We start from the raw sequence: 14,090 nt of genomic DNA on the forward strand, positions 1-14,090 counted from the left end.
TGCTTCGAAATCAGGCTGCCTTGCCCTGCACCAGCTTGATCACGCTCGAGAAATCCAGCGCCCCATGGCCGCCGAGGCTGTGGGCGGCATACAGGTTGCGTGCCAGCCCGCCGAGCGGGGTCGAGGCCCGCACCGCGGCCGCGTTCTCCTGCGCCAGGCCCAGGTCCTTCAGCATCAGGTCGGTGCCGAAGCCGCCCGCATAGCCCTTGGAGGCCGGCGCGTTCTCCATCACGCCAGGCAGCGGGTTGTACTTCTCGAGCGCCCAGTTGCCGCCCGAAGAGCGCCGCATGATCTCGGACAGCACCTTCGGATCGAGGCCGTTGGCCACGCCCAGCGCGATCGCCTCCGAGGTGCCGATCATCAGGATGCCGAGCAGCATGTTGTTGCAGATCTTGGCGGTCTGGCCGGCACCCGCGGCGCCGGCGTGGAAGATGTTGGCGCCCATCTTCTCGAGCACCGGACGGGCGCGCTCGAGGTCGGCCTCGGCGCCGCCGACCATGAAGGTCAGCGTGCCTGCGATCGCGCCGCCGGTGCCGCCCGACACCGGCGCGTCGATCACCGCGATGCCGCGCTTGGCGCCGGCCTCGGCCACCTTGCGCGAGGTCGCGGCCGCGATGGTGCTGCTGTCGATCACCAGCGCGCCCGGCGCGATCTTCTCGAGCAGGCCGTCGCTGCCCAGGTAGAGCCCTTCGACATGCGCGCTGGCCGGCAGCATGCTGATCACAACCTCCGCGCCGGCCACCGATGCGGCCGCCGAGGCGGCGATCGGCAGTCCCTCGGCCGCGAACTTCTTGCAGGCCTCGGCCGAGAGGTCGAAGGCGCTCAGCGTGTGGCCGGCCTTCAGCAGGTTGAGGGCCATCGGCCCGCCCATGTTGCCGAGGCCGATGAATGCGATCTTCATGTCGTGTGTCTCCGTTCTTGTGGGGATGCGGGCGGCACGCTCAGCTGAGCGACACCAGTTCGGGCGCCATCTCGCCGCGCGGGCGCAGGTGGTCTTCGATGAAGGCCGGCGTGATCTCCTCGAGGGTGGCCGGACTCCAGGTCGGATTGCGGTCCTTGTCGACCAGCACGGCGCGGATGCCCTCGGCGAAGTCCTTGTGGGCACAGAAGCCCAGCGAGGCCCAATACTCGAGCCGGAACACCTCGGCCAGCGACATCCGCGGCACGCGCTGCCAGAGCGCGAAGCTCAGCGCGGCCGAACTCGGCGCGCCCTTGGCGAAGGTCTTCGCGGCCGTCTGCAGCCACGGGTCTTCATGCTGCAGCTTGCGCAGCCGCTTCGCGATGTCGAGCAGGTCGTCGCCGGCCATCAGCGCGTTGATGGTGTCGAAGTGCTCGCGCAGCTTCGAGGGCGGCAGTTCGGCGCCTTCGCCGGCCTGCGCCAGCAGACGAGACAAGGTGGCGCGGTCGGCTGGCGCATCCGACTGCCATGCGGTCGAAGCGATCGAGGACAGGACTTGCGCCTTGTTCACGTGTGGCACCAGCAGGTCGGCCAGGCCGCAGAAGATCGCATCCGCGGCATTCAGCGGCGCCGCAGTCAGCGCCAGGAACAGCCCCACCCGCCCCGGCATGCGGCGCAGGAACCAGCTGCCGCCGACGTCCGGGTACAGGCCGATGTTGATCTCGGGCATGGCGACCCGGCTCTGCGCCGTGACCACGCGGTGCGAGCAGCCCGCCATCAGGCCGACGCCGCCGCCCATCACGATGCCGTGGCCCCAGCACAGGAAGGGCTTGGGAAAGGTGTGGATCAGGTGGTCGAGCTCGTACTCTTCGCCGAAGAAGCGCTCGGCATATTCGTTGCGGTCCGGGCCGCAGTCGCGCAGCGTCTGATAGAGCTGGCGCAAGTCGCCGCCGGCGCAGAAGGCCTTCTCGCCCGCCGCATCGAGCAGCACGCCGACGATGCCCGCATCCGCCGCCCATTCGCGCAGCTTCGGCGTCAGCAGCCGCACCATCGCGACCGACAGCGAGTTGAGCGAAGCCGGCGCGTTGAGCGTGGCGACGCCGAAGCGCTTGCCGTCGGCGGTCTTGATTTCGTTGAAGAGAATGACGGAGTCGGTCATCGGATGTCGGAGTCGCCTTCGAGAAGTTTGCGCGCGACGATCACGCGCATGATTTCATTGGTGCCTTCGAGGATCTGGTGCACGCGCGCGTCGCGCACCAGCCGCTCCAGCGGGAATTCACTCAGGTAGCCGTAGCCGCCGTGCAGCTGTAGCGCGTCGTTGCAGACATTGAAGCCGGCATCGGTCGCGAAGCGCTTGGCCATCGCGCAATAGGTGCTCGCATCGGCATGGCCGGCATCGAGCTTGCTCGCGGCCAGCCGCACCATCTGGCGCGCCGCCACCAGTTCGGTCGCCATGTCGGCCAGCTTGAACTGCAGCGCCTGGAAGCTGGCCAGCGGCTTGCCGAACTGCTGGCGCTCGTGCAGGTAGCGCCGGGCGGCATCGAGCGCGCCCTGGGCCGCCCCGACCGAGCAGGTCGCGATGTTGATGCGGCCACCGTCGAGCCCCTTCATCGCGATGCGGAAGCCCTCGCCTTCGCTGCCCAGCAGGTTCTCGGCCGGCACCCGCACGTTGTCGAAGTCGATGGTGCGCGTGGGCTGGCTGTTCCAGCCCATCTTGTGCTCCTTCTTGCCGTAGCTGATGCCGGGCGCATCGGCCGGCACTGCCAGCGCCGAGATGCCGCCGGCGCCACCACCGCCGGTGCGCGCCATCAGCACCAGCACGTCGGTCGATCCGGCCCCCGAGATGAAGGCCTTGCCGCCGTTGATGACGTACTCGCCGCCCTGCAGTTCGGCGCGGGTCTTGAGCGATGCGGCGTCCGACCCGGCGCCGGGCTCGGTCAGGCAGTACGAGGCCAGCTTGCGTCCGCTGGTCAGGTCCGCGCCCCAGCGCTCGCGCACCGCCGGGCCGCCCCAGGTGCCAAGCATCCAGGTCGCCATGTTGTGGATCGTGATGAAGGCCGTGGTCGAGGGATCGACCGCGGCCATCTCCTCGAACACCAGCGTCGCATCGAGGCGAGGCAGCCCCAGGCCGTCGATGCTCTCGGGCGCATAGAGGCCGCAGAAGCCGAGTTCGCCGGCCTTGGCGATGGCGTCCTTCGGGAAGATCGCCTCGGCATCCCAGCGCGCCGCGTGCGGCGCGAATTCGTTCAGGGCAAAGTCGCGCGCCGTCTGGGCGAAGGCGCGCTGCTCCTCGGTCAGCTCGAAGTCCATGCGGACGAGCTTACTTGAGGCTGATGGTCGTGTTGACGCCGTGCGAAACGGTGCTGTCGTCGAACCAGCGCGAGGTCACCGTCTTGGTCTGCGTGTAGAACAGGATCACCTGCTTGCCATACGGACCCAGGTCGCCGAGCTTCGAAGCGCGCGAGCCGGTGAACGAGAACATCGGCACCGGCACCGGGATCGGCACGTTGATGCCGACCTGGCCGACGTCGATGTCTTCCTGGAAACGGCGCGCCGCCGCGCCCGACTGCGTGAAGATCGCGGTGCCGTTGCCGTTCGGGTTGGCGTTGATCATCTCGATCGCCTCGTCGATGCTCTCGGCGTTGGCCAGGCAAAGCACCGGGCCGAAGATTTCCTGCTCGTAGATGGTCATGCCGGGCTTGACGTCGGCGAACACCGTCGGGCCGACGAAGTTGCCCTTCTCGTAGCCGGGCACCGTGGGCTTGCGGCCATCGAGCGCCAGGGTCGCGCCATCGGCCACGCCGCGCTCGATCAGGCCGTTGACCCGGTCGTAGGCCGCGCAGGACACCAGCGGGCCGACGTCGACGCCCTTCTCGGTGCCGGCGCCGATCTTCAGCGTCTTGGCCTTGGCGACCAGGTCGGGCACCCACTTCTGCGCCTCGCCGACCAGCACCGCCACCGACACCGCCATGCAGCGCTGGCCCGCGGCGCCGAAGCTCGCGCCGGCCAGCGCGTTGAGCGTCTGCTCCTTGTTGGCGTCGGGCATCACGATGGCGTGGTTCTTCGCGCCCATCATGCATTGCACGCGCTTGCCGGTGAGCGTGGCGCGGTTGTAGACGTGGGTGCCGACCTTGGTCGAGCCGACGAAGGAAATCGCCTTGATGTCCTTGTGGTCGCAGATCGCGTTGACCACCTGCTCGCCGCCGTGCACCACGTTGAGCACCCCGGCCGGGATGCCGGCTTCGAGCGCCAGTTCGCACAGGCGCATCGTGACCATCGGGTCTTGCTCGGAGGGCTTCAGCACGAAGGTGTTGCCGGTGACGATCGCCATCGGGAACATCCACAGCGGGATCATCGCCGGGAAATTGAAGGGCGTGATGCCGGCGCAGACGCCGAGCGGCTGCAGCAGCGTGTAGGTGTCGACCCCATTGGCCACGTTGTTGGCGAGTTCGCCCAGCTGCAGGTTGCCGATGGCCGCCGCATGCTCGACCACCTCGAGGCCGCGAAACACGTCGCCCTCGGCATCGGGCAGGGTCTTGCCCTGCTCGGCCGTGAGGATCGCGGCCAGTTCGGCCATGTTCTCGCGGATCAGCTGCTGGTACTTGAGGAAGATCCGGGCCCGGGCGCCGATCGGCGTCTTGCGCCAGGTCTTGAAGGCTTCCTTGCCCGAGGCGACCGCGGCGTCGACTTCGACCGGGGTCGCGAACGGCACCTTGGCCAGCACTTCCTGCGTGGCCGGGTTGACGATGTCGCGCCACTCAGTGGTCTTCGACTCGACGAACTTGCCGCCGATCAGCAGCTTGACGGTGGCGACCTGGGTCGCGGAGGTGGTGGTGGCGTCCATGTGAACTTGTCTCCTTGGAATGGGGGGTCTGCAGCGGCTGATCCTAGCTTTGCACTTTTGCCATGGCAATAGACAAATATGCACCTTCAATCTGCATAATTGCAGACCATGGACTGGGACAACCTGCGCTTTTTTCTCGAGCTGTCGCGCACCGGCACGCTGGTCGGCGCGGCGCGGCGGCTGGCGGTCGACCACACGACGGTTGCGCGCCGCATCCAGGCACTCGAGAAGCAGGTCGGCGGCGCCCTCTTCTCGCGCGAAGCCGACGGCCACCGCCTGACCGAGGCCGGCCGCCGGCTGCAGCCGCAGGTTGAGGCGATGGAGGCAGCCTTCCACACGGTCGAGCGGTCGGCGCCGGCGTCGCAGGAGGGCTTGTCGGGCCTGGTGCGGATCGGCGCCACCGAGGGCTTCGGCACCGTGGTGCTGGCGCCGCAGCTGGCGCTGTTCGCGCAGGCGCATCCGAAGCTGGTGATCGACCTGCTCGCCATGCCGCGGCTGGTGCACCTGTCGCGGCGCGAGGCCGACATCGTGATCTCGCTCGAGCGGCCGGCGCGCGGCCCGGTGGTCGTCGCCAAGCTCAGCGACTACGTGCTGCGGCTCTATGCCTCGAAGGCGTACCTGGCGAACCACGCCCCGATCCGCAACCGCGACGACCTGCGCGGCCACACCTTCATCAGCTACGTCGACGACCTGCTCTTCAGCAAGGAACTGCAATACCTCGACGAGCTGTACAAGCCCGACTCCTTCGCGCTGCGCAGCACCAGCATCCTGGCGCAGCACCAGGCCACGGCCGCCGGCGCCGGCATCGCGGTGCTGCCGGCCTTCATTGCGGAGCGGGACAAGTCGTTGCGGCGCGTGCTGCCGGCCGAGGCCAACTTCACGCGCACCTTCTGGATGTCGGTGCCGGCGGAGACGCGGCACCTGGCGCGGATGAAGGCGGTGTGGGATTTCTTGCGCGCGACAGTGGAGGCGCAGCGGGATGTCTTGTTGCCGCCGGGGCCCGAAGGCTGAAGTCTGGCGGGCCGGTGGCCGATCTTTTTGCTGCATTGCGCAAATCCAGCGGCGTTGACACGACACCCGCTCTCCCTATACCGTGGCTGAGTGATGCCAGTGACCAGGCGCCGCAGTCGCGCCCGTCGTGCAACGGACAAGCATATGCACCAGGAGGAATCACGATGCCACGCAAGGAGATCCTCAAGGAGACCCGCAGGCTGACCGAGCCGTTCATCGTCACCAACGGCAAGCGTTTCCGCCTGAAGGACTTTGACCCGAGCGACACACGCGGACTCATCGACAAGGGCGAGGCAGCGCAACTTCTCGAGCGCGGCGTTCGATGGCTCGCCGAAGAGCAGGACATGCTCTATGCGCAGGACCGGTGGTCGGTGCTGCTCGTCTTTCAGGCCATGGATGCCGCCGGCAAGGACAGCACGATCAAGCACGTGATGTCGGGCATCAATCCCCAGGGATGCCACGTGTCGTCGTTCAAGGTGCCTTCGAAGGAGGAGCTCGAGCACGACTTCCTGTGGCGCTACATCAAGCGCCTGCCCGAGCGCGGGTGCATCGGCATCTTCAACCGCTCGTACTACGAAGAAGTCCTGGTGGTGCGCGTGCACCAGGACATCCTCGCGGGCCAGATGCTGCCGCCCGAGCTGGTGAGCGAGCGCATCTGGGACGAGCGCCTGACCGAGATCGCGAACTTCGAGGACTACCTCACCCTGCAGGGAACAGTGGTGCTCAAGTTCTTCCTCTATGTATCGAAAGAGGAGCAGAAAAAGCGCTTTCTGGCGCGCCTCGATCGACCGGACAAGCACTGGAAGTTCTCCGCCTCCGACATCCAGGAACGGCAATATTGGAACGACTACATGGCGGCGTTCGAAGAGACGATCCGGGCGACCGCTTCCAAGCGCGCCCCCTGGTTCGTGGTGCCCGCCGACAACAAGTGGTTCACGCGGCTGGTCGTGGCCGCGGCGGTCGTCGAAGCGGTGGAGAAGCTCAACCTGCACTATCCCAAGGTCGATGCGCAGAAGAAGGCGGGCCTGGCTGCCGCGCGCACCGCGCTGATGCAAGAGAAGGAGAAAGCAGCGCCGCGTGCGCGCACGAAGAAGGCATGACGATTCACGCGCCGGCTGCCGTTCGCGGTGCGTCCGATACGAAGGAGGCAGGAGCATGAACAACAACGCGATGACCCCGCCGGCCATAGGCGGTTCGACACCGTGGCATGCGCTCGCGGTCGATGACGTCACGACGCGCCTCGCGACCGACACGGTGCAAGGCCTGGACGCGGGCGAAGCGACGGCCCGGCTGCAGAAATACGGACCCAACCGCCTCCCCGAGGGCAAGAAGCGCGGGGCCTTCATGCGCTTCCTCTCGCAGTTGCACAACATCCTGGTCTACGTGCTGCTCGGCGCGGGCTTCGTCAAGCTGCTGCTGGGGCTGTGGATCGATGCCTCGATCATCTTCGCCGTCGTCCTGCTCAACGCATTGCTCGGATACATCCAGGAGGGCAAGGCGGAAAAGGCGCTCGACTCGATCCGCAACATGCTCTCGGCGGAGGCGCGCACGCTGCGCGGCGGAGAGCCGCGCATGATCGCGGCCGAGGAACTCGTGCCCGGCGATGTGGTGCTGCTCGAATCGGGCGACAAGGTGCCCGCGGACCTCCGGCTGGCCGATGCCAAGAACCTGCGCACCGAGGAAGCGGCGCTCACCGGCGAATCGGTGCCCGCGGACAAGACCGCCAACCCGGTGGCCGAACAGTCGACCGTGGGCGACCGCGAGAGCATGGTGTTCTCGGGCACGATGGTCGTGTCGGGGCGGGCGACCGGCATCGTGGTGGCCACCGGCGCCGACACCGAACTCGGCCGCATCAACCAGCTGCTCGCCAGCGTCAGCCCACTCGAAACCCCGCTGCTGCGCCAGATCAAGCAGTTCGGCTACACCATCACCGGGGTCATCGGCGTGGTGAGCGTCCTCATCTTCGCCTACGGCAAGTGGATCGCAGGCATGGACTTCGTGTCGCTGTTCCAGGCCGTCATCGCGATCGCGGTGTCGGTGATCCCCGAAGGGCTGCCGGCGCTCATCACGATCACGCTCGCGATCGGCGTGCAGCGCATGGCCCAGCGCAACGCGATCATCCGGCGCCGGCGGTTGAAACGCTGGGCTCGGTATCCCGCATCTGCTCGGACAAGACCGGCACGCTCACGCTGATGGAGATGATGGTGGTGTCGGCCGCCACCGCCGAGTCCGAGTACCAGGTCAGCGGCAACGGCTACGCACCCGAAGGCGAGGTGCAGCAGGCAGGAAAGCCCGCGGACACCACCGACCCCGTGCTCGCACTGCTGGGTCGCGTCTCGCTGCTGTGCAATGACGCGGCAGTCTTCCAGCAGGACGGCGTCTGGAAGGTCGAAGGCGATCCGACCGAAGGCGCGCTGTATCCCTTCGCGGGCAAGCTCGGGATGGACCGCGAAGCCGAAACCAAGGCCTATCCGCGAATCGATGCCATCCCCTTCGAGTCGGAGCACAAGTTCATGGCGACGCTGCACCGGCACGCCGAGGGCGGCGAGTTCCTGCTCGTCAAGGGCGCGCCAGAAGTGATCCTCGCGCATTGCGACCGCCAGCAGAACCGGGACGGACAGGCGGCGCCGCTAGACCGCGAGCACTTCGCCGCGGTGGCCGACAGGATCGCGGCCCAGGGCGAGCGCGTGCTCGGGCTCGCGTGGCTCGACGACCCGGGCCTCGACGGGGGCAGCCTCGGACCGGCCGACCTGCCGAAGAACCTCGTCCTGCTCGGACTGATCGGCCTGCTGGACCCGCCGCGCAAGGAAGCGATCGAGGCGGTGAAGGAATGCCACGGCGGCGGCATCCGCGTCACGATGATCACCGGCGACCACAAGATCACCGCGGCCGCGATCGCGAAGATGCTCGGCATCGGCGACGGCAAGACCGCCCTCACCGGCGGCGAGGTCGAGGAGATGAACCAGGCCGCCCTGCAGGAGAAGGTGCGCCACGTCGATGTGTTCGCGCGCGCGAGCCCCGAGCACAAGCTGCGCCTGGTGAAGGCGATCCAGGCCAACGGCGAGATCGTGGCGATGACCGGCGACGGCGTGAACGACGCGCCCTCGCTCAAGAAGGCCGACATCGGCGTCGCCATGGGCATCAAGGGCACCGACGTCACCAAGGAGGCGGCGGGAATGATCCTGGCCGACGACAACTTCGCCTCGATCGGCGCCGCGGTCAAGGAAGGCCGCACGGTCTACAACAACATCGAGAAGGCGATCCTCTTCATGCTGCCCACCAATGTGGCGCAGGCGCTGGTGATCGCGGTGGCGATCTTCTTCGGCTTCACGATGCCGATCACCGCCCCGCAAGTGCTGTGGGTGAACATGGTGACCTCGGTCGCGCTCGGGCTGGTGATCTCCTTCGAGCCGCACGAACTCGACGTCATGAGCCGGCCGCCGCGCGCGGTGAACCGGCCGATCCTGACCGGCTTCGGCATCTGGCGCGCGGTGTTCGTCGGGCTGTCGCTGCTGGCGTTCACGCTCTGCGCCTTCTTCTGGATGAAGCGGTATGGCGCCTCCGACGCGCTCGCGCGCACCGTGGCGGTCAACGCGATCACGATCGGCCAGGTGTTCTACCTGCTCAACAGCCGCTACCTGATCGACAGCTCGCTGTCGCCGAGCGCGCACCTGGGCAACAAGTACCTGCCGCTGGGCATCGGCGCGGTGGTGGTGCTGCAGGCCCTGTTCACCTATGCGCCGCCGCTGCAGCGCCTGTTCGACAACGAGGCGATCCCGCTGGCGCTGTGGCCCTCGCTGATCCTGGGAGGGTTCGTGTTCTTCCTCGTGATGGAGCTGGAGAAGTTCGTCATCCGTTCCAGCGCATCGCTGCGCGGTGCGGTCACTGCGACGGAGGCCGGAGCATGACCGGCATGGAAGATACAGCCGTCGTCCTGAAGGTCCTCGGCGGACTGGGCCTCTTTCTTCTGGGGATTCACCATCTCACCGAAGGCCTGAAGAGCTTCGCGGGCGACTCGCTTCGCCGGACGCTCCAGACGGCGGTGTCCGGCCGCTTCAGCGCCGTGGTCTCCGGGGCCGTGTTCACCGCGGCGATCCAGTCCTCGACCGCGACCATCCTGACCGTGATCGGCTTCGTCAGCGCCGGCCTCATCACCTTCACGCAGGCCATCGGGGTCACGATCGGCGCCACCTTCGGAACCACCTCGACGCCGTGGCTGGTCGCGGTCTTCGGATTCCGCGTCCGGATCGCCGACGGCGCCCTGCCGCTGCTCGGCGTGGGTGCGCTGCTGTGGCTGGTCGCCCGGGGCCGACTGCGCTCGCTCGGGGCGATCCTCGCCGGCTTCGGGCTGCTTTTCACCGGGATCGACTTTCTCCAGACCGGCATGAAAGGCGTCACCTGGAACCTCGAATCGTTCGCGGGAACCGGCCTCTTCGCACGCTGGGTGCTCGCCGGGATCGGCGTCGTCATGACGATCGTCATGCAGAGTTCGAGCGCCGCCGCGGCGACCACGCTGGTGGCACTCGACGCGGGTTCGCTCACGTTCGTGCAGGCGTGCGCGATGGTCGTCGGGCAGAGCATCGGGACGGCCGCGACGAGCGCCCTCGCGGCGCTCGGCGGCGGCCTGGCGGTGCGACGCACCGCGCTCGCCCACGTCACCTTCAGCCTGGTCGTCGGCGTGCTCGGCATCGTCTTTCTGGGTCCGCTGGTCAGCGCAGCGGAGTGGCTGGGCGGACGGATGGGCGACCTCGACGGCGTGCTGGCGCTGGCGGCTTTCAGCAGCATCTTCAAGCTCGCGGGCATCCTGGTGTTCTATCCCTGGCTCGATCGCTTCGCGCAGATCATCAGCCGGATCGCCGGCAGCGGCGGCGAAACCGCGGTGAGCCACCTCGATCCCGCGGTCGCGCGAACGGGCGGCACGATCGCGCTCGAAGCCGCATGGCGAGCGATCCTCGAAGTGGCGCGCGGCGGGATCGGCGCCGTGCGTGCCAGCCTCGCGGGCGAGCGGGTCGACTACACCCCGCCGACCCAGGCGATCCAGCAGATCGAGCAGTTCCTCGAATCGGTGTCGCTGGACACCATCGACCCGAGCATCGCGGAGTACCGCTTGGTGCGCATCTGCCACGCACTGGATGACCTCTCGGCGCTCGAGCGGGAACTCGCACGCATTCCCGCGGCGGTCGGCGACTGGAAGCCTCCGCCCGGGTACGGGGCGGGCGCCGAAGCGCTGGCCGTCTGGCTCGACACGACGAACGATCCCGAAGCCGCGACCGGGGCGACGGTCGCCTCGTCCGTCGAAGCCGCCCGGGAGCAACTCGGCCAGGAACGGAAAGCCGAGCGTGAACGGCTTCTCGGCGATGTCGCTCTGCGTCGCATGCCGGCGGCGACGGCGGCGGCGGCGCTCGAATCGCTGCGATGGGCCGAGAGTGCGCTTCAGGGCGCGCGGCAGCTGATCGAGTCGCTGCACGCGGCCGGCGGCGAGTAGGCGACCGGGGCGAAAAGAGAACCTCAGGCCAGTCGCCGCAGCTGCTGCAATTCGGATTCCTGAAACTGCGAAGACTGCATGCAGCCGAAAGCCCTGGCCTCTTCGGCAAACCGGTCCGGCGCATCCGGCAACGCATCGCGACCTTCGAGGCGAAACGAGACCGGCGCCAACGGCCCGAACAACAGGGCACGCCCGAGCCGAGGCCAGCGCTGCGGATCGGGCTCCACGCCCGCGGCGCGCGCAAACAGCAAGGCCATCAGGTTCATCTTGGTTTTCTCCGGCACGCCACGCGCGCGGCACTCGGCAACGCCCACCTCCATTTCCTCAAGTGTGGGCGCTGCGATGGCGCCGCTCCAGACATAGGCGATCCAACGGGCCTGCAACTCGACCGGCGGAAACATCGGGCCCGACTGATCCCAGATGCCCACGAACGCCAGTCCGGGCAGCTGCGGATGGAAGGTGTGGCGGAAGAGATCGAGCCGTTGCGCGTCAAGTCCAAGCATGCGGCGGGTCGGCTCGCCGAGGAAGGGCATCTTCAGCTCGAAGCCGGTGCCGAAAACGATGCCGTCGTAGATCTCGGAGGACCCGTCCCTGAAGCGAACACGCGTGTCTTCGACCCTGTCGAACCAGGGACGCACCTCGATCCGGCCCTCGGCGACCAGTGGCAAGAAATGCTGGCTCAATGTCAGCCCCGCATCGAGGATGCTGTCGGCCGGCTTCGGCGCGCCGAATTGTTCGGGACTGCCGCCCCAGGCCAGCACCAGCCCCTTGAGCATTTCTCCGAATTCGCTGCGCGGCAGCGACTCCTCCGCCAGCGCCTGGAAGCGCGTGAACACGCGATGGTCCGAGGGCACGCCCGCCACCAGCTTCGGCAACACATAGCGCTGCCGACGATGGCACAGGTCCACCCTCGCCGCGCCGAGCATGCAGAGATCGCTGGCGACCTCGAGGGCACTGATGGCACAGCCCGCGACGAGCACGCGCTTGCCGCGGTAGCGCTCCGGATGCTTGTAGGCGGCGGTATGCGCCACGCCATGGCTGCCCGAAAAAGACGCCAGCCCCGGCACCTCGGGAATGCGCGAGTGCTGGAAGCGGCCACAGGCGACCACGACTCTGTCAAAGATCTCTGCGTCGTGCGCATCGTGGCGCACGGCCCAGCCGCCAGGCACGGGCGCAATCTCGTGCACCTTGGTTCGCAGTCGTATTCGCCCGGACAGGTGGAATCGGTCCGCATAGCGCAGCAGGTAGTCGCCGATCTCGCGATTGGACGGATAGACCGCGAGGCCCGGCGCGTGCGGCAAGTCGCTGAATTGGGTGAGAACGCGGCTGGTGTTGGTGCGCATCGATGGCCATACGCCGCTGCAGATCGGATCGCCGCTCCATTGGCCGCCAGGCCTTTGCGCCTGCTCGAACAGCACGGGCTCGAAGCCTTCGGATTGCAGGTAGCGGGCAGCGACCAACCCGCCCGGCCCGGCCCCGATGATTGCGACTCTTGGCATCGTTGGAACCTCCATCCTCGCCGGGATCGTCCCTGCTGGGGACGCTTCCCGGTGCAGGGCCGATTCTCTCAGCTGCCGCTGATATGCTGGCGCATCCCATCTCCGCCGCATGCAGCCACTGCAAAGAAAACTGAACATCGGAATCGCCGGTGCCGGGCCCGCCGGTCTGGCGACCTCCATCGCGCTGGCGCGCTTGGGCCACCGGGTCGAGGTCTTCGAGAAGCATCCGACGCTTGAACCCCTGGGCGCGGGGCTGCTCATCCAACCGCAAGGACTTCGGGCGCTCGAAGCACTCGGCGTGCGGCGCGAGTTCGATGAGGTCAGCGTCCCCATCGGACGACTGCTTGGAACCAGCCACCGCGGCTGGCGCGTGGTCGACATCGACTACGAAGACGCACCAGCGCGCGCCGTCAGCCGGGCCCTGCTTGCTCGTGTTCTCTACGACGCGGCCCGATCCGCCGGCGTCCATTTCTCATTGGCGCGCCATGTCGAGTCACTGAATGTGGTGGATGGGCGTGCGAGAGCGACGACGAATGCCGGCGCCTCGGATTTCGACCTGTTCGCCATTGCGGATGGGGCAGCTTCCCGCTTGAGGGAAAGTGCCGGCCTTGCAGGCCCTTCCAAGGCCTACCGGTGGGGCGCCCTTTGGGGCCAGTTCTGGGTGCCGGCCTGGAAGGATTCCGAAGTGCTTCTGCAGCGGTTCCGGGGAACCTCGGAGATGATGGGCCTTCTGCCGACCGAGATTTCCGGCAGCGCCGTCCGGCTGTCCTTCTTCTGGAGCATTCGCGGCGACCGCTACGCAGCCTGGCGCTCGACCGACCTGGCCGGCTGGCGAGCGCATGTGCTGTCGCTCTGGCCCGAGTCCGAGCCCGTGGTCGGCCAGATTCGCCATCACGACGACCTGGCGTTCGCGACCTATCGCCATACGTGGCCGCGCTCGATGGGCGCCGGCCCGCTGTGCGTGGTCGGCGATGCGGCGCATGCCATGAGCCCTCAGCTCGGCCTGGGGACGACGCTCGCCGTGGAAGACGCCCTCGCGCTTGCCCACGCCGTGGCGCAACATGGGGCGATGGGAGCGACGCAAGCGTTTTCATCGCGACGGTTGCGGCGCTCCCAGAGTTTTCAGACCTTGAGCCGATTGCTGACCCCGTGCTTCCAGGCGCAGGGTGCAGGCAGGTGGCGGGACGTGGCGTTCGCAGCGGGACTGCGCATTCCGGGCGTGCCTTGGCTGATGAAGCGCAGCCTGGCGGCGCCTGCGAGATCCCATCCTGGCGGGACGGCGGCGTATCCACCTGCCGACCCCAGTCGGCCCGCCCCTCTCGCATGAAGCCCGGGCCGGTACGCCGGGCCTGG

At 67.8% G+C, this 14,090-nt stretch carries 9 protein-coding genes and 1 pseudogene; 5 read left to right on the top strand and 5 right to left on the bottom strand.

Annotated elements, in window-relative coordinates; all coding sequences use genetic code 11:
• Positions 1–10: 10 nt before the first annotated feature.
• The 4 genes from mmsB to QTI68_RS16270 are packed head-to-tail and all read right to left on the bottom strand — an operon-like array spanning position 11 to position 4,742.
• Positions 11–901 (bottom strand): 3-hydroxyisobutyrate dehydrogenase, encoded by an 891-nt coding sequence (gene mmsB / locus QTI68_RS16255; protein ID WP_286522695.1) that lies wholly within the window; start codon positions 899–901, stop codon positions 11–13.
• Between the two features lie 40 nt (positions 902–941).
• On the bottom strand, positions 942–2,057 hold the full coding sequence (locus QTI68_RS16260) for an enoyl-CoA hydratase/isomerase family protein (RefSeq protein WP_286522697.1): 1,116 nt from the start codon (positions 2,055–2,057) through the stop codon (positions 942–944).
• Positions 2,054–3,208, bottom strand: a complete 1,155-nt coding sequence (locus QTI68_RS16265; RefSeq protein WP_286522698.1) for an acyl-CoA dehydrogenase family protein — start codon at positions 3,206–3,208, stop codon at positions 2,054–2,056. The genes QTI68_RS16260 and QTI68_RS16265 overlap by 4 nt, the downstream gene beginning before the upstream one ends.
• Before the next feature lie 10 nt (positions 3,209–3,218).
• Positions 3,219–4,742, bottom strand: coding sequence for a CoA-acylating methylmalonate-semialdehyde dehydrogenase (locus QTI68_RS16270; RefSeq protein WP_286522700.1), 1,524 nt, complete (start codon positions 4,740–4,742; stop codon positions 3,219–3,221).
• Between the two features lie 108 nt (positions 4,743–4,850).
• Between QTI68_RS16270 and QTI68_RS16275 the strand changes: the two genes are divergently transcribed.
• The 4 genes and pseudogenes from QTI68_RS16275 (at position 4,851) to QTI68_RS16290 (ending at position 11,238) form a co-directional block, all read left to right on the top strand.
• Positions 4,851–5,753: a LysR family transcriptional regulator gene (locus tag QTI68_RS16275; RefSeq protein ID WP_286522701.1), complete on the top strand. Its 903-nt coding sequence runs from the start codon at positions 4,851–4,853 to the stop codon at positions 5,751–5,753.
• Positions 5,754–5,917: 164 nt separating this feature from the next.
• Positions 5,918–6,853, top strand: a complete 936-nt coding sequence (locus tag QTI68_RS16280) for a polyphosphate kinase 2 family protein (RefSeq protein ID WP_286522702.1) — start codon at positions 5,918–5,920, stop codon at positions 6,851–6,853.
• Positions 6,854–6,923: 70 nt separating this feature from the next.
• Positions 6,924–9,661, top strand: a pseudogene (locus tag QTI68_RS16285) (cation-translocating P-type ATPase).
• Between the two features lie 5 nt (positions 9,662–9,666).
• Positions 9,667–11,238 carry a Na/Pi cotransporter family protein gene (locus QTI68_RS16290; protein ID WP_286522703.1) on the top strand — a complete coding sequence of 524 codons (1,572 nt, stop codon included), beginning with the start codon at positions 9,667–9,669 and terminating at the stop codon, positions 11,236–11,238.
• 23 nt (positions 11,239–11,261) lie between these two features.
• Here QTI68_RS16290 and QTI68_RS16295 read toward each other — a convergent pair whose 3' ends face one another.
• The gene (locus tag QTI68_RS16295; RefSeq protein ID WP_286522704.1) at positions 11,262–12,737 is read right to left on the bottom strand and encodes a flavin-containing monooxygenase; all 1,476 of its coding nucleotides are present in this window, start codon (positions 12,735–12,737) and stop codon (positions 11,262–11,264) included.
• A 109-nt stretch (positions 12,738–12,846) separates the two neighbouring features.
• Here QTI68_RS16295 and QTI68_RS16300 point away from each other — a divergent pair, with 109 nt between their 5' ends.
• Positions 12,847–14,064 carry an FAD-dependent oxidoreductase gene (locus QTI68_RS16300; RefSeq protein ID WP_286522706.1) on the top strand — a complete coding sequence of 406 codons (1,218 nt, stop codon included), beginning with the start codon at positions 12,847–12,849 and terminating at the stop codon, positions 14,062–14,064.
• Positions 14,065–14,090: the final 26 nt, after the last annotated feature.

Source organism: Variovorax sp. J31P207 (assembly GCF_030316965.1).
Classification (GTDB): domain Bacteria; phylum Pseudomonadota; class Gammaproteobacteria; order Burkholderiales; family Burkholderiaceae_C; genus Variovorax; species Variovorax ginsengisoli_B.